Origin of the sequence: Bacillus sp. AFS040349, assembly GCF_002577655.1 — a bacterium.
Taxonomy (GTDB): Bacteria; Bacillota; Bacilli; order Bacillales; family Bacillaceae; genus Metabacillus.
Map to the genome: position 1 here is coordinate 58,186 of NZ_NUMC01000023.1, position 20,527 is coordinate 78,712.

Consider the following 20,527-nt stretch of genomic DNA (forward strand, 5'->3'; position numbering starts at 1 on the left):
CTTTACAAGAGGAAGGAAGAGGAATGAAAATGAATAGCTATCAAAAAAGCGAAAGTGCATTTCAAGAAGCTCAATCATTAATGCCCGGTGGTGTTAATAGTCCTGTAAGAGCATTTAAATCTGTTGGAATGAATCCTATATTCATGGAACGAGGAAAAGGCTCAAAAATCTATGATATCGATGGAAATGAATATATTGACTATGTTCTTTCTTGGGGACCACTTATTCATGGTCATTCGAACGATACTGTAGTTGAAGCTATTAAAAAAGTTGTTGAATCAGGTACAAGCTTTGGTGCTCCTACCCTGATTGAAAACGAACTTGCAAAGCTTGTAATAGATCGTGTACCTTCGATTGAAATCGTCCGTATGGTAAGCTCAGGGACAGAAGCAACGATGAGTGCATTACGATTAGCAAGGGGCTATACTGGACGAAATAAAATCATTAAGTTTGAGGGCTGCTACCATGGTCATGGTGATTCTTTATTAATTAAAGCAGGATCAGGAGTTGCAACGTTAGGATTACCAGATAGTCCTGGTGTACCTGAAGGAATTGCGAAAAATACGATTACCGTTCCATACAATGATTTAGAAAGCATTCAATATGCATTTGAACAATTTGGAGAAGACATTGCAGGGATCATTGTAGAACCTGTAGCAGGGAACATGGGAGTTGTTCCACCTCAACCAGGTTTCCTTGAGGGGTTACGAGCAATGACAGAACAATATGGTGCCTTATTAATCTTTGATGAGGTTATGACAGGGTTCCGTGTAGATTATGGCTGTGCTCAAGACTATTACGGTGTTACACCTGATTTAACATGCCTTGGCAAGGTAATTGGTGGAGGTTTACCTGTAGGAGCTTATGGTGGTAAAGCGGAAATTATGAAGCAAATTGCTCCAAGTGGACCAATTTATCAAGCAGGAACTTTATCAGGAAACCCACTCGCGATGACAGCGGGATATGAAACATTAAAACAGTTAACAAGAGATTCTTATGAGGAATTTAAGCGTAAAGCAGATCGTCTTGAGGAAGGTCTGTCAGCTGCTGCTAATGAGTATGAAATTCCGCATACAATCAATCGTGCCGGCTCTATGATTGGCTTCTTCTTCACTAATGAAAATGTAACAAATTACGAAAAAGCGAAAACGTCAAATCTTGATTTCTTTGCAAGCTACTATCGAAGCATGGCAAATCAAGGAGTATTCCTTCCTCCATCACAATTTGAAGGCTTATTCCTATCAACAGCACACACAGACGCGGACATTGATCATACAATAGATGCTGCAAAGAAGGCATTTGCAGATTTGAAAAAATAATTTTGATTAAATTAAATCCATCACAAGTTGTGGTGGATTTTTTATGTTTTTTAAAATATCATCATAATTTCCTTCTTTCACACATACATCTGTAATGTCATAGTTATTTTGCTAGGCTATTTGAAAGGAGGAAATATTTTTGTCACAACAACAACTACGTTTCTCAGTAGAAGAATCTGTTTGGTTTCAAAAAGGACAGGAAGTATCTGAACTTTTATCTATTTCTTTAGATCCGGATATTGCAATTCATGAACATGATCAGTACATTTCCATTCGTGGTGCCCTGCAGCTTACTGGGGAATATAAAATAGAAACGGAAAGTTCTGAAGAGGAAACGTTCGAATACGCAAATGTACGTTATGTAAATGAGGTCGATACACGTGAAGATGGTGTGAGCGTCTTAAATCATCGTTTTCCTGTTGATATTACGATTCCTAGAAATCGAATTCAACAGCTAGACGAGGTGTATGTTTCGATCGAATCCTTTGATTATGATTTACCTGAACATGCTTGCTTAAAATTAATAGCTGATTTATCTATAAGCGGAATTTCGAATGGAGAGACAGTGGAAGAAGAAGAGAGACCTACAGAAGAACCTAAGGAAGAAGCATTTGAAGCTCTTTTCCGTGAAGAACAAAACACTGCTGAACATAATAATCCCGAGCCTGTTTCAAGCATAGAGCCTACACCTTCACCTTTTTCTTCTTTCTATGAGGAAAGAAAGTTAGATGAAGAAGACGTGGACAAATTATCACCTTCCTTCTCTGTCACGAAAGAACAGGAAGTAGTTGAAGAGCGTGAGGAGGAAGTAGAAGAAGAAGTGGTTGAAGCGTCTCCTGTTGAATATGAAAAAGAAATTGTAGAGCCTGAACCGGCTGTTGATGAAGAAGTTAATGTTGAGCCGCAAGGACAAACTGAAGAAGAGGTTTACGATCCATTTGTTGTGGAAGTAAGAAGAGAAGAACCAACTCCTGAACCTCAAGAAGTACAATACTCCTTTTTCTCTAAAACCGAAGAAGAGCCGACAAATGTAGATGAAGATTTACAAAAGAAAGATGAAGTTGGTCGTGAAGAGGGAGAAACAAAGGATGCCCATTACTTAACAAGTTTATTTGCAAGAGACGAAGAAGAAGATTTCTCCAGAGTGAAAATGTGTATTGTTCAACAAGGAGATACACTTGAACTAATTAGTGAGAAATATGAAATTTCCATTCAACAAATTTTACGTGTAAATGAGTTTCATGCAGATCAAGATGTATATGAAGGACAAATTCTTTATATCCCTGCATACTCAACAAGTAAATAAAATCTATTATTTATTTGAAAGACAAAGAACAGCATGGGGCATCTTTTTCCTCGGCTGTTTTTTTCAATTTTCTTTCTAAGGAGTAGAGGTGATAGGATCTATGTCGATGCAGCTAAGCGAACTAAGGCTTTTGCTACAAAATTACGATTTATACCCTGAATATACAGAGGAAATCACCAAGAAAACAATTAAGGTATATACAGATACCGGTCCTTATGTATTAAAGAAATTATCAAGTGAATTTAATCCATATTTTGTTGATTCTATTCGAATCTTAAATGAACAAAAATATTCGAATTATGTTCCACTTTTAAGAAATAAACAGCAGCAGCTTATTTCTCAATATAATGGGGAGTACTATTACTTAATGCCATGGCTTGTGAATGAACAAGAAGAAGAACGTGATGCTCGTCATCAACTTCTATTTAAAGAGGTAGCAAACCTTCACAAACGAACAGAAAAGAAAATATCTCTTGATGGTCAAGAGGCAACAAATCATTATGAAAAACTAACGAATAAATTGGATGAAGAAAAAGCACGTATTGAAACCTTTGTTGAAGAATGTGAGAAAAAGATTTATTTATCTCCATTTGAGTTGCAAGCCGTTACTTACTATACTGAGGTGTCAAGAGCTATTGAATTTTCTCGTAAAAAGCTTGATGAGTGGTATGAGAAAATGACAGATCAAAAGTCTTCAAGAGTAGTGTTAACGCATGGAAAAGTATCTGCGCGCCACTTCTTATATGATGATGATGGAAATGGTTATTTATCAAACTTTGAGAAATCGTCATATTCAAGTCCTATTGATGATTTTTTATTATTTTTGAATCGAACGGCGAAAACGTATCCAATTCAAAGTGATGATGTTGTGAATTGGTTTTATTCCTATCAAAAAGACTACCCATTTACAGAAGAGGAAATGCTTTTATTTATTGGTTATTTGGCTTATCCAGAGCGACTATGTCGTTTCATTAAAAACTATTCAAAAAAGGGGAAAAAGAGCTCTGAGTTAGAAGCAAATAAACAGCTTGTAAGAGCTTATTGGCAATTTAAAAATATTGAGTACTTTGTCATGAAGGTTTCCGAAATAGAAAACAGAAAGAAAATGGAAGCAGAAGCAGCAGAGGCACAAACTGAATCTTAGAAATGAAAAGGAATCGGACAATTCCGATTCCTTTTTTACTGTTAAATCCAATCATAACGGAGTGCAATAGCTAAGCCAATTAAAATACCGAGCAAAAGAACATCAAATGTTGTAGGAAAGAAAACAGTTCGAATGCCCTGGAAGATGGTTAAAGGAATGATAATCTGTACGCCGACCGCCCGAATTTGTCTAAGCCATGGCGGGAGTGTGTAAGGGCTATACCGCCTCTTCATATGACAACTCCTCCTCGTTTAAGCTTTTCTATAAAACTACTCACAATTTCAGAAATAGCTCATATTATGTGTTTAAAAATAAAGAATTGTTCGTGCAAAGGACCACTTAATGTAAAATATGCCAAGATTCTGTGATAGGTGCCTGTATGAAAGGGAAGAAATATGGGGAAAATATTGACGAAAAAAAGGATTGTTTAGTAATATAGAATAAGTTGTTAAAGAAAAAGTACATAATGATGAAACGTTGAATGGGAAGAGTACAATCGTCATCACTTTACAGAGAGAGAAATCATTGCTGGAAGATTTCTTAAGTAGAGGCATTGGAAGGTCGCCCAGGAGTTGCTTCTTTGAAAAAATATAGTAGGAGAAGCCGGTTGAAAGCCGTTAAATTGATGAGTGTGTAGACTGTATAGTAAATGTTTTTATACTGTCTATAAAAAAAGGTGGTACCGCGAAATATTCTCCTTTCGTCCTTTTATGGATGGAAGGAGTTTTTTATTTTTAAAACTGGAAAATATGTGAAATGGTACCAAGTAATCTTTCACATGTACATAAAAAATGTAAAAAGAAAACTTAGGAGGAAATCTAATGGAAAACAATGAACAACAAGTTTCATTACCAACAAAATATGATCCAAATGCGATTGAAAAAAACCGCTATTCTTTTTGGCTTGAAGGAAAGTACTTTGAGGCAACTGGTGACGAAAAGAAACAACCTTATACAATTGTGATCCCACCGCCTAACGTAACAGGAAAGCTGCACCTAGGTCATGCTTGGGATACAACATTGCAAGACATTGTAACGCGTATGAAAAGAATGCAAGGCTTTGATGTGTTATGGCTTCCAGGTATGGACCACGCTGGGATTGCTACACAAGCAAAGGTAGAAGCAAAGTTAAAAGAAGAAGGAAAGTCCAGATATGATTTAGGAAGAGAAAAGTTCATTGAAGAAACTTGGAAATGGAAAGAAGAATATGCTGGTCATATTCGTGAGCAATGGGCAAAAGTGGGTCTTGGTCTTGATTATAGTCGTGAGCGATTTACTCTTGATGAAGGACTCTCAAAAGCAGTTCGTGAAGTATTCGTTACACTATATAATAAAGGCTTAATTTATCGTGGAGAATATATTATTAACTGGGATCCACAAACAAAAACAGCATTATCTGATATTGAAGTTATTTATAAAGATGTTCAAGGTGCCTTCTACCATATGCGTTATCCATTAGCAGACGGTTCAGGCTCTATTGAAATCGCAACAACTCGTCCGGAAACAATGCTAGGAGATACAGCTGTTGCTGTTCATCCGGAAGATGAGAGATATAAACATTTAATCGGCAAAAACGTTGTACTACCAATCGTAGGACGTGAAATTCCAATCGTTGGCGATGATTATGTTGATATGGAATTCGGTTCTGGTGCAGTAAAAATTACACCAGCACATGATCCTAATGATTTTGAAATCGGAAATCGTCATAACCTTGAACGTATTTTAGTTATGAATGAAGATGGAACAATGAATGACAAGGCAGGCGCTTATAAAGGCTTAGACCGTTTTGCATGCAGAAAGAAAATTGTAAAAGATCTTCAAGATTCAGGTGTACTTTTCAAAATTGAAGAGCATATGCATTCAGTTGGTCATAGTGAGCGAAGTGGTGCGGTTGTCGAGCCTTACCTTTCTACACAATGGTTTGTTAAAATGCAGCCACTTGCTGATGAAGCAATTAAGCTTCAAGAAGATGATGAGAAGGTAAACTTTGTTCCAGATCGTTTTGAGAAAACGTACTTACGTTGGATGGAAAATATTCGTGATTGGTGTATCTCTCGTCAGCTTTGGTGGGGACATAGAATACCTGCTTGGTACCATAAAGAAACTGGAGAGGTTTATGTAAACCAGGAAGCACCAGCTGATATTGAAAACTGGAATCAAGACAATGATGTGCTTGATACATGGTTCAGCTCAGCGCTATGGCCGTTCTCAACAATGGATTGGCCGGATACCGAGTCAGCTGACTTTAAACGTTACTATCCAACTGATGTACTTGTAACAGGTTATGACATTATCTTCTTCTGGGTATCTCGTATGATTTTCCAAGGCCTTGAATTTACAGGTAAACGTCCATTCAAGGATGTGTTAATCCATGGTCTTGTACGTGATGAGCAGGGACGTAAAATGAGTAAATCACTTGGTAATGGTGTTGATCCGATGGAAGTTATTGATCAATACGGTGCTGATTCATTACGTTTCTTCTTATCAACAGGAAGTTCACCGGGTCAGGATTTACGTTTCAGCTATGAAAAAGTTGAATCTACTTGGAATTTTGCTAATAAAATTTGGAACGCATCACGATTTGCGTTGATGAATATGGATGGCTTAACATATGAAGAAATTGATTTAACTGGTGAAAAATCTGTTGCTGATAAATGGATTTTAACTCGTTTAAATGAAACGATTGAAAATGTAACAAAGCTTGCTGATAAATATGAATTTGGTGAAGTTGGACGTCTTCTATATAATTTCATATGGGATGATTTCTGTGATTGGTATATTGAAATGGCGAAGCTCCCTCTATATGGAGAAGATGAATCAGCGAAGAAAACAACTCGTTCAATTCTTGCTTATGTGCTTGATAACACAATGAGATTGCTGCATCCATTTATGCCATTCATTACAGAAGAAATTTGGCAATCACTTCCTCATAAAGGTGAATCCATTACAGTTGCAGCTTGGCCGACTGTTAATGAACAATTAACAGACCGCGCGGCAGCAACAGAAATGAAGTTATTAGTTGAAGTGATACGTGCTGTTCGTAATATTCGTGCAGAGGTTAACACACCAATGAGCAAGCAAATTCCAATGAGAATAAAAGCAAAAGATCAAGATGTATTAAAACAGCTTGAAAACAACCGTGCTTATATTGAAAGATTCTGTAATACAAGTTCTCTAAGCATCTCAACAGAAGTTGATTCAACAGAAAAATCCATGAGTGCTGTTGTTACAGGTGCTGAAATTATTTTACCAATTGAAGGGTTAATTAATATTGAAGAAGAAATTAAACGCCTTGAAAAAGAACGTGAAAAGCTTGATAAAGAAGTAGAACGCGTTCAAAAGAAATTAGGCAATGAAGGCTTCTTAAAGAAAGCACCTGAGAAAGTCATTGAAGAGGAAAAAGCTAAAGAAAACGATTATAGAGAAAAACGTGATATTGTATTAGCCAGAATTCAAGAACTAAAGGGCTAAGAGATGAACTCGGGTGGTGCTAATTTTAGTTCCCCCGAGTTTTTAAATGGCTTGTTTTAAAGGGAGGATACCAATGTTTAACCGTTACGAGGATGCTGTGGATTGGATACATGGTCGATTAAAATTTGGAGTTAAACCTGGATTAAAAAGGATGGAATGGCTTTTAAAAGAACTGGGTCATCCTGAAATGAACATTCCTACCATTCATGTTGCTGGTACAAATGGTAAGGGATCAACAATTTCTTACATGCTTCACATACTCAAGGAAGCAGATTATAAAGTGGGTACTTTTACATCACCTTATATTGAAACATTTAATGAGCGGATCAGTGTTAATGGAGAGCCAATTTCTGATGTAGACATGTTAAATCTCGTAAATGAGGTAAAGCCATTTGTTGAGAAAATTGAACAAACTGACCTCGGTGGACCAACTGAATTTGAAATTATTACAACGATGATGTTCTTATACTTCGGTAAGTTGAATCAACCAGATATTCTGCTGCTGGAAACAGGCTTAGGAGGCCGACTGGATTCGACCAACATTATCAACCCGCTATTATCCATTATTACGAATGTTGGCTATGATCACATGAATATATTGGGGAATACAATTACTGAAATTGCTTCTGAAAAAGCAGGCATTATTAAACAAAATGTGCCGGTTCTAACAGCGGTAGAAAAAGATGAAGCACTTCAGGTAATAAAGAATAAAGCAAAGCAATTAGACGCAGAAAGTTTAAGTGTTGGTTCAGAAATTCACATTCTTGAACATTCCACCTATGAGCGAGGTGAAATATTTACTGTTGAAACAGAAGGCTATTTTTTTGAAAACCTTAAAATTCAGATGAGGGGACAGCATCAAACAAAAAATGCAGCATTAGCTGTTTCAGCCTTACATTATTTAAGGGAAAGTAACAAGTTAACAATCTCAGATGATCAAATCTATAAGGGTCTTTTAAGAGCAACGTGGAAAGGTAGATTTGAACAGGTTAATAGCAATCCCGTTATCATTGTCGATGGGGCTCATAATCATGAAGGAATTGAGAGTCTAATTGAGACTATAACGAGTCATTACTCGGACAAGAATATTCATATTTTATTTAGTGCACTTAAAGATAAAGAGTATGAGGAGATGATTGACCGCCTTAGTAGTATTGCTGCTACCATGCATTTTACGACTTTTGATTTTCCTAGGGCAGAAGTCGCGGAAAAACTTTACTCTGCTTGTAAACATGAAGAAAAGAGTTATTCTGAATCTTGGAAGGAAATGTTGGATCAATTGCTTCATTTATTCCAGGGAGAAAAGGAAGATATAATTATCGTTACAGGATCATTATATTTTATATCGGAAATAAGGAGCTATTTAATAAAAAAGAATCATAATAAAGGAACATAATGACTACGAAAACTAGTGTAAATATTTAGTGAAAAAAGTTTAGAAATATTCTTTAAATTTAGTATAATATAGGAATAAATACTTATTTTGTAAAGGAGGCTGATTGATGAATAAGAAGGTACAGGCTCTTATTTGGGCTACATGGATCATTTTATCCCCCATTTTACTATGGATTTCTTATCAAATGTCGCCTCCTACCATTAAAGGTCTAGAAATCGATCTTATTTCATTTCTAGTATTAATGTGTTTGGTTGCTTTCTTTCCAATTATAATTAATGATACACCAGTGTTTTATATTCAAGGTGTTTCACTTGTTGTTTTTCTTTATTTTGGATTGTTCGTTGAGATCATTTTCACTCAAATTGCAGTGATTGTCCTGTTAAGTAAGCTTCGATTAAGAAGAAAAGATCTGTATCGAGTGCCTCTTAATTCGTTGCTGTTTTTGTCAATCTCAATAATAGGCGCAATCGTTTACTATTTAGTAGGTGGAACACATGGGAGAAATGGATACAGTGCTCATTTTCTTTCTGCAATCATTGCTTATGAAGCAACTATATTCCTTTCAAATCAGCTGTTACTGAATGCAATTAAATCACTTTTGTTTAAGGAAAAGTTTGATATTCTAACAAAAAGCTTTCTATGGGAATTTGTTACTTCCATCATCGTGTTTCCATTTGCAGTAGCTTTATATTTTCTATATTTTGAAGTCGGGATTTCCTCCATTCTATTTATAGGTATTCCACTATTAACATTATCTATCATTCTGACTCTTTACTACAAAAGCAAGCAAATTAATCATTATTTGCAGCAAGCAAGTGAAATTGGTCACCAGTTAACAGAAAGGCTGCAAAAGAATGAAGTTCTCAATATATTTATTGAAAAGATTACGAAAATGATTCCTGTTGAAGCAGCTTATATTATAGATGTTTATGATCAAGAAAAGCTTAAAATTGTAAGAGAGTTTGAAAGTGGTTTTATTCAGCTAAAGCCAGAAACGAATAAATCAACTAAAAAAGGTATATCTGGATATGTGTACGCTATGAGAGAAAGTGTTCTTTTTCATTCTCGAGCGCAATGGAAAAATATACAGCATTCTCAACTCCCTGAGTCTGTTGAAAGTGTTATAGGAGTACCTGTGAAGAGAAATCAAGATTTGGTTGGAATCGTTATTTTAGCAAGCAACAAAAAGAGGGCATTTGATCGAACTCAGCTAATGTTAATTGACTTACTTTCAACATATCTCGGTGTTGCTATAGAAAATGCTAGAAACTATGAGAAAACAAAAAAACAAAGTGAGCACTGCGCTCTTACTGGATTATATAATTATCGCTTTATAGAAAATGAACTTCAGAAAGAATTTGAATTAATTAGCAGTCAGGAAAATAAATCCCTTTCTATTATTCTAATAGATTTAGATCATTTTAAGTCAGTAAATGATACATACGGGCATCATGCCGGCAATGAGGTTTTAATAGAATTGGCAAATAGAATTGTGGAGGCTGTAGGAGGAAATGGAACAGTTGCTAGGTATGGTGGAGAGGAATTTGTTGTTCTTCTGCCTGGTTATAGCAACAAAGACAGCCTGCAAATAGCTGAAGAGCTAAGACAAAAAATAGCTAATATACCATTTATCATTGAATCCACACTACAAAACTCAAATCATACACAAGCTCTTTTTGTAACAGCAAGCTTTGGTGTGGCGACAGCACCAAATGATGCAGATGATCCATTATCACTAATACGCCATGCAGACCGTGCGATGTATATAGGTGCAAAACGAGCTGGACGTAATAGGGTAGCTGGATATGTTAGCTAGCATTTACTTGTGAAGAAGAGAATATTTCCTGCGCAATAAACGTCTAATATTGTAGTATTTATGTAAAAATTATATGAAGCTATTATATTTGATTCTTTTGTCTGATATAATTGAACTATCTAACTACTATAGATCTTTCGTAGTAGGACATGTCGTGGGAGGTTACATATGTACAAATATTTTTTCGCAGTATTTATGATGGTTCTATTAATCGTTCAATCCATTGTCCCTTTTAATCAAGCGTCAGCTGTTGATGGCCTCTCGATAAATGCGACAGTTGGTGGACAGCAAACTTTGGAAATCGGTAGGGATGGTAAAGTAACAACTACAGTAACGTTTGATTTACTTCCCGGAGGAACGGCTCAAGCAAATGTACGTAAGCCGATGGATGTTGTCATTGTCTTTGATAAATCCGGTTCGATGTCAGAAGAAGTCAGTAAAGGAAAAACAAAACTTCAGTTAGCAAAAGAAGCTGTTCAAAAAGCAGTTGATACGTTTAAAACAAATTCTAAAAATGGTAATGATCGGTATGGGATTGTAGCCTTTGATTCAGATGTGAACTCCACATATACAATCAGTACCCTCCAATCAGATCCAAATAAAATTATAGATAAAATAAAAAATGCTCCTGCTGAGGGTGGGACAAATTACACAGATGCATTAAAGATAGCTGAAAATATCTTAAAAAACTCAACAAATAGAAGTGAACGTGATCAATACATTATTTTTATGACAGACGGAAAACCAACGAATTCATCCAAACAAGTTGCTGTTAATGGCAATTATTTTAGATTAATAGAGCATTCTGACTATTACTATTACTATGGTTATAAAAAATACTATGAAAAGTACTATGATGGGAAATTTGTTTCGATAGGAAATAACACTTATGTCATATCTGATTCAAAAGTAGCTATAAGTGGTACTAAAACGATGTATTATGATTCTAACGGCGATAGAAATACAATGGCAATAGAACATAATAATAACCTTTATTATCATTCACATTACAACCAGTCAGTGCCGAATGCAATCAAACAGCATGGACGAGAACAAGCCCAAAGTATAAACAATAACAAGATAACGCTTTTATCAATAGGTTTTGGAGATCGGGATCAGTTGGATATGAATTATTTAGCCGAATTATCTAGTATGTCTAATGGGAAAGCTGAAAGAGCAACAAGTGATAACCTCGTAAAGATGTTTGAAGATATTTCTACAAATATCTCTGCTGAATATCCATCTCTTTCAAACGGCTTTATACGGTTTAAGCTTCCAAGCGGTGTAACAGTTCAACAAACAGATGCAGTGTCCATCGTTGATGATTCTGTTATTATGAATTTAAAAGATATAAAGTATAATCCAAATCCACCTAATGCTGGTGACCGATCTCTGTATTATGAATTACCTGTAACATTTACAGCAACTGGGGATTATAATTTTTCATTTGATATCCTTTATAATTCAGGAAATGTCACGAAGAAAGGTATTCCTTTTACAGTGAAAGTTAAAGAGCGTAACATTCCATTAGAAAGTATTTCTTTTAATCCAAAGCAGAAAACAATTTATGTAGGTGAAAAATTTAAAGTAGAGGATTATCTCTCATTTGTACCTTTTGATGCGACAAATAAACTGATTGGAAATGTAACAACAGATTATAATGTTCCAATAATTATCGATAGAATTGGACATGAATGGTATATTACAGGCAAAGATATTGGATACACAGATATTAAAGCAATTGCTGATGAAAACTCAAATATCTCTGCGACTATGAGGGTTGTTGTTAAACGTAATACAGATTTTAGCGACGGTGGAGAAACAGGTGAAGATGACCAAGAAGGTGGCTCGGATCCAGGTGATGGTTCTGAGAATGGTGGTGGAAATACCTACGACAAAGAAAATAAATGGTAAGTAAAAAGGCAGATTCTTTTTGAATCTGCCTTTTTACTTAGGGTGAACTGCTTACTTCCCCATTTTCCACAATAACCTGATCATATAATAATTGATATTTATCTACTCTTGGCAATGAATTTAATCTGTCAGGATCTAAGAGAACCGATCTGTCGTGTTCTACGAAAAACCTTGATTCGCTATTTCTCTGTAAAATAACAGGATCTATAACACTTTTTAAATCGTTCGTTGTTTTAGAAAATGAGTTTTGTCTTATTGCATTAACAGTTAGCTTTTTATTTGCGAAAAGACCTCCATTAATTTTAAAAAGTGATGCAACACCATATAGGTCTGCTTCCGAGTCAGTATAGAAGAAAGCATCTAGAGGCTCAATGTCCTTATTGTTCGTGTTAAATTCATTTATTCGGTAAATTGATAAATTTCCTTTGGTTAACAAAAGGAGTTTAGAGCTTTGAGCATTATTTAAACGTTTAATATTTGTATTAGTAATGCTCGTTTTTCCCATTACATAAATAGTAGAGTTAAAATAAATATTGTCATCCTCTTCTACTTCTAGCTTATCGGGCTGGCTATTATCAAATTCATTTCCCTGTATAATTAAATTTCCTGTGACTATGATGTTCCCGGGGATTTCAGTATCTCTTGGAATTTGCAGATCTCCATCAATGATAAACCAGCTATTTTCAAGAAAATGATTACAACTATTTCCTTGTATAATATTTGAGTTGTAAATGTATGCTTGAGCTCTTTGGGCCCCTTGTGGAGAGGTTTCTTCACAATAATCAATTTGCTGAACTAAGCTATCGTTTTTAAGCTCATTGACAGCATTTGTCATAGAATAAGTTGAGGTAAAGTCACTGGCGGTGAATTTACTATTTCCAATAATATCATTAAATATTTGTGCCAATGTGCTTTCGAAATTTACACTAATAAAATCAGCTGTATCTTTTATAATAGTTGGCTTTGGCTCATCAAAGTGATCATTAATATTTTTAATAATAGATGGTGAGTCAGTTAGATTATTTATTTCTTCTCGATAGAATATGTTTCCTCCAGTCTGATCATTGTTAGGTAGTATTCGGGGTAACAAGGTCTCATTACTTCTCCGTAAGGAATCATCAGTGTCAGTGAACCATGCAAGATCGTCGGTAAAGATAAAACCGCTGTGTAAGTCTCCAACAATTTCAGTAGCTCCATTTAGGTATAATTTACCTTCAGGTCCTGAACCAATTGCGTATTTTAAGAAGCTAGGAGTTGGTGCCAAGTAGACGATTCGAGATACTTTTTTTATGATTTTTGCACGACCATCGGTATTTTCGTTAGTATAAGAGAAGCGAAAGATCCGGGTTAGGTGTTTTGATTTATTAATTGCACCAAATTCACCGTTGTCTGTAATATCTTCAATTTCAAGATTTTCCGAAAATTTATTTGTTAGATCTGTTCTTATTTCCAATAACAGTTCATTATCCAATTTACCACTTAATAAATTAGGCTCAGATAAATTTATATTACTTGAAACCTTTTGACTAAATACGGCAATGGCCTCATTTAGAGTTCGTGTTGCTTCAGCAGTTAACTCTATATCATCGATACGGACTCCAGTTCTCTGGTTACTATTAATAGATGCTGCAACGATCGTTAGCCCCAGCACCGTAAAGATTAAGGAGACGAGAAGGACGGTAAGAAGAGCTTGTCCTTTTTCATTATTCAATTTGTACACCTCCAGCGGTTAAAAACCGAATTTACTTTCAAGTTTAATAGGATCGACAGAGATGAGTTTGTCCTTTGTGAAACTTTTGTCTTGAAGATGAAGAAAAATTTGGATAAGGCCTTTTTCACATGTGTTAGGTTCGTTATCTTCATCAATACAATCAATAATCTCTAGTCGTGATCGTTCATTTTGATCGATTTCATCCCCAAGTAGCAGTTCATATTTTTTATTTAAAAGATTGCTTGTAGAAAGAACGGTTTCATCAGTACGTACTGTTAATTTTAGCTCGTTCTCCACTAGTGCAATTTCAATTATGTGTGTTGCATCAAGCTCTGTTGGCTCAATAACAGAAGGAAATTGCTCATTTGCTTTTAATTTTTTATCATGACTAATGGTTATACAGTTTTCAATACCATCACAAGGTTTGACCGAGTCGATTGGTGTTTCATACAATTCTTTAAGTATAGAAGCGACAATATGATCTGCTTCATCTTTTAACTGCATTTCGACTCCTACTTTTTCGTAAGTTTTGATTCCCATAATAAAAACATTATAAACAACAACCAAAATAATTGAAGAAATTAAGATGGTGGCCATTACTTCTAATAGGGACACACCTCTTTCTTCTTTAATGGCTTTAACGAAGTTTTTCATTTGTGATAAACCCCTCTAAGCTTGATTCGTTTCCTTCATCCCACTCAACTAAAATTTTCATTGGAATTAATGAAGTTTGAAGTGTGGAATCAGTATGTTTTTTTAGTTCTACACTTACATTCAATTGGCGATTATTTAAATTAGGACTAAAAGTAATGTAACATCTTTCTCGTTTCTTTTTTATTTCATCGCTATCACCATTAAACCATATAGGACAAACTTCATTAGTAATCATAACAGTTGACCCTTCTCCTTCATCTGTTAAAGCATCTACATAGTCTTTTTTTATCGTGTTAAAGCTTTGTTGTTCCATAAAATTCAACATATTTCTAGCAGCGTATACTCCTAAAGTATCGTTTTCGCTTTTTTGTGTGTATGTCATGGCCTGTGAAAAAAGTGCTAGCATACCTAAAGTTAAAATACTAAAAATAACTATAGACAATAATACTTCAATTAATGTAAAACCTTTGTTATAGGTGAAAAGTTTTACCAATTTGAATTTCATTCCAATCCCTTCTTTCAAATAGGTCGACTTTATTATACAATAAGTTATAGTCGATTTTTGTCTTTTTTTAGTTAAATACATGGATAAATGATAGAAATATAGGAAAAATTACTTAATCACTAAATGGGGTGATATTTTGAAGGTATATTTAATGTTAGTAATTGGTTTTATCCTTTTGATGCCAATTCTGTTTTTTATTCCGTTCGGGTTACATAAAACCGGTAAGATGGTATTAGCAGGTGTAGCTTTACTATGTGCTGCGCTTTTTTCCTTCACCATTCAATTAATGCCCATATGGCAAGCAGCCCCAGCTATCTTAGTTCTTCTAGTAGCAGTAGGGTATTTATTGAATAAAAGGGAGGCTCTTTTTCAATTGGAACATGGAGAAAACACAGATGAATTTAGTCAGGATGAGTCATTTGTTTCAAAAGAAGAAAAATTACAACATGAGGAAGAAAACGAAAAACTTCAAGAAGAAAATGTTGAATCTCCATCTAATATCATCATCGAAGAGGAGATAGAAGTTTCACCTTCTAATATTGAAATAGAACCAAATGATGTAATTGTGGAATTCGAATCGGAAACATCAGAGAATGAGAATGAACAAGATTTTCTTGAGGAATTTTTTGATCAATTAGATGCAAGTCAAAACGATGAACAACCTGAATCTAAGACACTAGAAGAAGTTGCTATTTCTAAAGAAAATGATGAGCAGGAAGCATCTTCTAAAGATAAGGTGGAAACTGATTTAGGGGATGACTTTTTACTTGAGCTTTTTGAGGGTCGAGATGTGGTCGACCTAGATAATAATGAAGTCGATAAAATCAGTGGAATTCAAAATGACAACAAAGAAACGGAAGATGAGCTGGAAGACTCAGAGCCATACTCCGAAATGAACGAATTGTTTGAAACGTTAATGAATGATGAGGAGAGAGTATCGGCTTCAGAAATGAAAGAAGACGAAGAGAGGCTTTATACTGAGGATCAGGAAATGATTGAAGACACCGAAGGATCCGCAAAAGAAGAATCTGTTGCGCAGCATAATCTTGAAGAAGAAAATGAGATAGCTGACACCTTTGAACAAGATCATCTGCTCGAAGAAGAAACTGATGATCAGCAACTTCCTACTGAAGTAGAAGAACCAAAGAACCAAAATCAGTTATCAAATAACGTTCTAAATATGCTGCTAGAACAACTTCATTACTATAAGAACAACCTTTCTAATCTTGAATATGAAGCGGTTCTTCAAAAAGCTGTTTCTGAGGCATCAACTGAAAAAGATTATTACTTATTTGCCAAAGAGCTTTTACAGCATTATTTCGAAAAAAATAAAGAAAATGATTATCATGTATTACTTGAAGATATGAAGCGAAAATTAAACCAATACCCTGTTCTACTTGAACAGTTAACCTGGATAAGTTCTTTAAATAAATAGCAAAAATAGAGAATAGGTGTGTGACACAGATGAAAAAAAGTAGTGAAATCGTAGGTTTACCAATTATTAGTATTACAGCTGGGGTAGAGCTCGGCAATGTAAAATCACTTGTTGTGAATCCTGAAAAAGGGACGGTTGATTTTTTAACTGTTGAACATGATGACTGGCAGGTTAGTGTTAAGGCTATTCCGTTTAGTAAAGTAATTGGAATTGGTGAATTTGCGGTTACAATCGATTCAGATAATGCCATTATTGACCTTAATGAAATACCAATCGCTAATCAGCTTGTTAATAAGCGAATTAAAATTACCGATACTCGTGTTATTACTCGAAAAGGTCAATTACTCGGAGAAGCCAAAGAGTATTACGTTAATGAAGAAACTGGTGTTATTATCGGCCTTCACTTGTTTGTGAATAATAAAGATGTTTATGTAAAGTCTGAAAATGTTTTAACGTTCGGAAAAGATATATTAGTTGTAAGTGAAGATGCTGCCGCAGCATTACTGGAGTCTGCAAAACACCTTGTTGAAGAGGAAGTTTCAACAGAAAACCAAAATAATACGGTAGAAGAATTATTAGAAGATCTATCTCCAGTACAAAAGGACGATCAATTTGAGGATCTGGATAATGAACAAATTGATGTGATTAAGGAAAAACAAATTCAGTTATTAGAAGGAAAAAGAGTCATTAAAGATATTTATGGATCGAATCAAGAGTTACTTATTGAAAGTGGTACAGTATTGTCAATTGATGATATTAAAAAGGCCCAAAATGATGGCCCAAGTACATTCGTTGAACTGTCTATGAATACTGAAATGTAAAAAAGGAGCAACCAATTTTGAACTTAAACAGAGGGTTGAAAATATATTTAGTATTACTTATTTCCACTGTTTATTTAGTTAGTTTTTCACAAATGGGTGTGAAGGCTTATGATGCGTTTCTAACAAAAGGAACATTTGAGCCAGGAACTTTAATTGGCTCCGTTAATATTGAGAATATGACAAAAGAGCAGGCTATAAATGAGCTAGAACAGCAAGTAACGGCATGGTTTCAAGGTGAGTATTTACAGCTCTCAATTAATGAAGAAATTACAGTGATTGGACAGGACTTTTTTAACTTTGATTTTCCAGCAACTGTTGATTCCATTACAAGTGAAACAAGTAATGAGTTGATTGTATCTGTTAATCAAACTGTCTATGAAGAACAGCTAAAAACTTTTCTTAATAAGCGCTACGAAACAATTGATCATGAACAACTTCAAGCAGTCATGGTAGATGCTGTGAAGAAAATGGCAACAGAAAATCAGTTTTTCTCGATTGGGGCATATGTGAAAAGTGATCTAAATACGGTAGCAGCTGAAAATTTTGTTTCATCATCATTTGATCAGGCTATGGTTCAAAAGGTGGTTGACTCAATTGGAACAATCATCATACCGGCTCAATCGCAAGTCTCATTTCTTGAGGTAATAAAAGATTCGGAAAATCTTCCGCAGGATGGACTAAATGTTGTGGCATCTGCACTTTATAAAACATTCCTCTCAACTAATTTTGTTATAGTTGAACGACATACAGGTATTCAGTTGCCAGAAACGATTGAACTCGGGTATGAGGCAAATATTATAAAAGATAAGTCTGATTTAAAATGGTATAACCCAAATTCAACAGAATATACGATTTCATTAGAGCTAACAAATGCTGGACTATTTGCAAGAGTAAATGGGGCACCATTTTTAAATAGCTATAAAGTGAACTTAGTGGAAAAAACATCATATCCTCCAAAATCTATTATTCGATATACTAGTTTTCTAGAAGAAGGCCAAGAGAAGGTTGTTCAGAAAGGAAAAGATGGTTTATCAGTTAAAATCACTCGTGAAGTGTTTGATCTAGAAGGAGTCTTTATTAAATCGGAAGAAATTGCTGAAGATTTTTATCCTCCTACTCATAAAATAATTGAAACCGGATTAATTAATAGATTACTAAATAATGAATCTTCAAACGAAGTATTCACTGAAGAGAAAGAAAGCACTGAGCAGGAGACAACAGAAAATGATAACAGTGAAAATAAGGAATCAGTAAAAGAAGACAGTAATACAACGGATAATGAAGAGAAGTCTAACAGCGAAGGCATTTGGGAAACTCCAGCTAAAAATGCGATTGAAAAATAACCTGAATTAAAGAAGGGATTATGGATGAACGATACTAGAAAAAGATTGGGAGACTTATTACTAGATTCAGGACTTATAACAGAAGAACAACTACAATCGGCTCTAGCAGAAAAACAAAAGGGGCAGCGATTAGGGGATGCCTTGCTTGAAAGAGGATTTATTACAGAGCAGCAATTAATTGAGGTTCTAGAATTTCAGTTAGGAATTCCGCATGTAAGCTTGTATCGTTTTCCGTTTGATCAAAAATTAGTTAAGCTTGTATCAAAAGAAATGGCTAAGCGAAATTTATTAATTCCAATCAAAGTTGAGGGAGATAAGCTTTTTGTTGCGATGGCAGATCCGATGGATTTCTATGCGATTGATGATCTTCGTCTAGCAACAGGATTTCAAATTGAAACAGCTATTGCCTCAAAAGATGATATTTTAAGAGCAATCAATAAGTACTATGAAATCGATGACAGCATGTCAGATATTATGAACCAATTAACCGTTCAAGATGAGGTTCAGGAAGAAAAAATCACAAGTGATGATTCACCTGTTGTTAGACTTGTTAATCAAATTCTTCAAAATGCTGTTCAACAAAAAGCCAGTGATATTCATATTGACCCTCAGGAAACAAAAGTGTTAATTCGCTTTCGTGTTGACGGTGTTCTAAAAAATGAACGAACATTTCCAAAGCATATGCAAAGCGTTTTAGTTGCCCGTCTGAAAATCATGGCAAATTTAGATATTACCGAGCACCGTGTTCCACAGGATGGTCGAATTAAAATGCATATCGAATTTCACCCAATTGATCTTCGGGTTTCAACACTTCCGACGATTTACGGTGAAAAGATTGTTATGCGTATTTTAGATTTGGGCAGTACCTTAAATGACTTAAACAAGCTCGGTTTTAATAGCTTAAATTTAAAAAGATTCAAAACATTAATAGAAAATCCTACAGGGATTATGTTAATTACAGGTCCAACAGGTTCAGGGAAATCTTCCACTTTGTATGCAGCGTTAAATCACTTAAATTCAGAGGAAGTAAATATTATTACGATTGAAGATCCAGTTGAGTATCAGCTTGAAGGAATTAATCAAATTCAAGTCAATGCAAATGTTGGAATGACATTTGCAAAGGGATTGCGATCCATTCTTCGTCAAGATCCTAATATTATTATGGTCGGGGAAATTCGTGACCGTGAAACAGCTGATGTTGCAGTACGTGCATCGTTAACAGGACATTTAGTGTTAAGCACGCTTCATACTAATGATTCATTAGGTACCATTACACGCTTGGTTGATATGGGAGTAGAACCATTTTTAGTTGCATCTTCTTTAACTGGTGTTGTGGCTCAACGACTTGTTCGTAAAGTATGCCGTGATTGTGCTTCAGAACAAGCTCCTACACAACGAGAAATTGAGATTTTTGCTAAAAGAGGTTTATCTATTGATAAAGTTGTAAGAGGCAGAGGCTGTGGAACTTGTAATATGACAGGCTATAAAGGAAGATTAGCCATCCACGAGCTTCTTATGTTGAGTGATGAAATGAAGCGAGTGATCATGAATAATGAACCATTTTCAAAGCTCCGTGATCTTGCGATAAAAAATAAAACAATCTTTTTAATTGATGATGGTCTGCTTAAGGTAAAGCAAGGTTTAACAACAACAGAAGAAATATTACGTGTAACTGTAGCGGAGTAGGTGAAAA

General features: G+C 35.0%; 15 protein-coding genes and 1 other annotated feature. Of the genes, 11 read left to right on the forward strand and 4 right to left on the reverse strand.

Going from position 1 to position 20,527, the window contains the following annotated elements:
* Positions 1–29 precede the first annotated feature (29 nt).
* The 3 genes from hemL to ysxE all read left to right on the forward strand — a co-directional run bounded on the left by hemL (position 30) and on the right by ysxE (position 3,769).
* A complete protein-coding gene (hemL, locus tag COD11_RS06305) occupies positions 30–1,319 on the forward strand; it encodes a glutamate-1-semialdehyde 2,1-aminomutase (RefSeq protein WP_098795909.1) in 1,290 nt (429 codons plus the stop codon).
* Between the two features lie 139 nt (positions 1,320–1,458).
* Positions 1,459–2,625 (forward strand): stage VI sporulation protein D, encoded by a 1,167-nt coding sequence (gene spoVID / locus COD11_RS06310; RefSeq protein ID WP_098795910.1) that lies wholly within the window; start codon positions 1,459–1,461, stop codon positions 2,623–2,625.
* A gap of 100 nt (positions 2,626–2,725) precedes the next feature.
* A complete protein-coding gene (gene ysxE, locus COD11_RS06315) occupies positions 2,726–3,769 on the forward strand; it encodes a spore coat protein YsxE (protein ID WP_098795911.1) in 1,044 nt (347 codons plus the stop codon).
* 41 nt (positions 3,770–3,810) lie between these two features.
* Here the strand turns inward: ysxE and COD11_RS06320 are convergent, their stop codons facing one another.
* Positions 3,811–4,002, reverse strand: a complete 192-nt coding sequence (locus COD11_RS06320; protein ID WP_098795912.1) for a hypothetical protein — start codon at positions 4,000–4,002, stop codon at positions 3,811–3,813.
* 235 nt (positions 4,003–4,237) lie between these two features.
* Positions 4,238–4,480, forward strand: a binding site (T-box leader).
* Positions 4,481–4,590: 110 nt separating this feature from the next.
* On the opposite strand from COD11_RS06320, the gene COD11_RS06325 reads away from it, so the two are divergent.
* From COD11_RS06325 to COD11_RS06340, 4 genes are all read left to right on the forward strand, one after another.
* Positions 4,591–7,239, forward strand: a complete 2,649-nt coding sequence (locus COD11_RS06325) for a valine--tRNA ligase (RefSeq protein ID WP_098795913.1) — start codon at positions 4,591–4,593, stop codon at positions 7,237–7,239.
* Positions 7,240–7,312: 73 nt separating this feature from the next.
* Positions 7,313–8,635 carry a bifunctional folylpolyglutamate synthase/dihydrofolate synthase gene (locus COD11_RS06330; RefSeq protein ID WP_098795914.1) on the forward strand — a complete coding sequence of 441 codons (1,323 nt, stop codon included), beginning with the start codon at positions 7,313–7,315 and terminating at the stop codon, positions 8,633–8,635.
* A 106-nt stretch (positions 8,636–8,741) separates the two neighbouring features.
* The gene (locus COD11_RS06335; protein WP_231307945.1) at positions 8,742–10,451 is read left to right on the forward strand and encodes a sensor domain-containing diguanylate cyclase; all 1,710 of its coding nucleotides are present in this window, start codon (positions 8,742–8,744) and stop codon (positions 10,449–10,451) included.
* 168 nt (positions 10,452–10,619) lie between these two features.
* A complete protein-coding gene (locus tag COD11_RS06340; protein WP_098795916.1) occupies positions 10,620–12,365 on the forward strand; it encodes a vWA domain-containing protein in 1,746 nt (581 codons plus the stop codon).
* A gap of 37 nt (positions 12,366–12,402) precedes the next feature.
* Here the strand turns inward: COD11_RS06340 and COD11_RS06345 are convergent, their stop codons facing one another.
* Genes COD11_RS06345 through COD11_RS06355 form a run of 3 tightly spaced genes read right to left on the reverse strand, consistent with a single transcriptional unit; the run spans position 12,403 to position 15,235 of the window.
* Complete coding sequence (locus COD11_RS06345; protein WP_098795917.1) at positions 12,403–14,076, reverse strand: hypothetical protein; 1,674 nt, start codon at positions 14,074–14,076, stop codon at positions 12,403–12,405.
* 18 nt (positions 14,077–14,094) lie between these two features.
* Positions 14,095–14,730 (reverse strand): PulJ/GspJ family protein, encoded by a 636-nt coding sequence (locus COD11_RS06350; RefSeq protein WP_098795918.1) that lies wholly within the window; start codon positions 14,728–14,730, stop codon positions 14,095–14,097.
* Positions 14,714–15,235, reverse strand: a complete 522-nt coding sequence (locus COD11_RS06355) for a type IV pilus modification PilV family protein (RefSeq protein WP_176550998.1) — start codon at positions 15,233–15,235, stop codon at positions 14,714–14,716. Before COD11_RS06355 ends, COD11_RS06350 begins: the two co-directional genes overlap by 17 nt.
* 136 nt (positions 15,236–15,371) lie before the next feature.
* Here COD11_RS06355 and COD11_RS06360 point away from each other — a divergent pair, with 136 nt between their 5' ends.
* From COD11_RS06360 to COD11_RS06375, 4 genes are read left to right on the forward strand one after another with little or no spacing between them, the layout of a single operon-like run.
* Positions 15,372–16,670 carry a hypothetical protein gene (locus tag COD11_RS06360; protein ID WP_141549653.1) on the forward strand — a complete coding sequence of 433 codons (1,299 nt, stop codon included), beginning with the start codon at positions 15,372–15,374 and terminating at the stop codon, positions 16,668–16,670.
* A 29-nt stretch (positions 16,671–16,699) separates the two neighbouring features.
* Positions 16,700–17,491, forward strand: a complete 792-nt coding sequence (locus tag COD11_RS06365) for a PRC-barrel domain-containing protein (RefSeq protein WP_098795921.1) — start codon at positions 16,700–16,702, stop codon at positions 17,489–17,491.
* A 17-nt stretch (positions 17,492–17,508) separates the two neighbouring features.
* The gene (locus tag COD11_RS06370) at positions 17,509–18,834 is read left to right on the forward strand and encodes a G5 domain-containing protein (protein ID WP_098795922.1); all 1,326 of its coding nucleotides are present in this window, start codon (positions 17,509–17,511) and stop codon (positions 18,832–18,834) included.
* Between the two features lie 24 nt (positions 18,835–18,858).
* Positions 18,859–20,520: a GspE/PulE family protein gene (locus COD11_RS06375; protein WP_098795923.1), complete on the forward strand. Its 1,662-nt coding sequence runs from the start codon at positions 18,859–18,861 to the stop codon at positions 20,518–20,520.
* Positions 20,521–20,527: the final 7 nt, after the last annotated feature.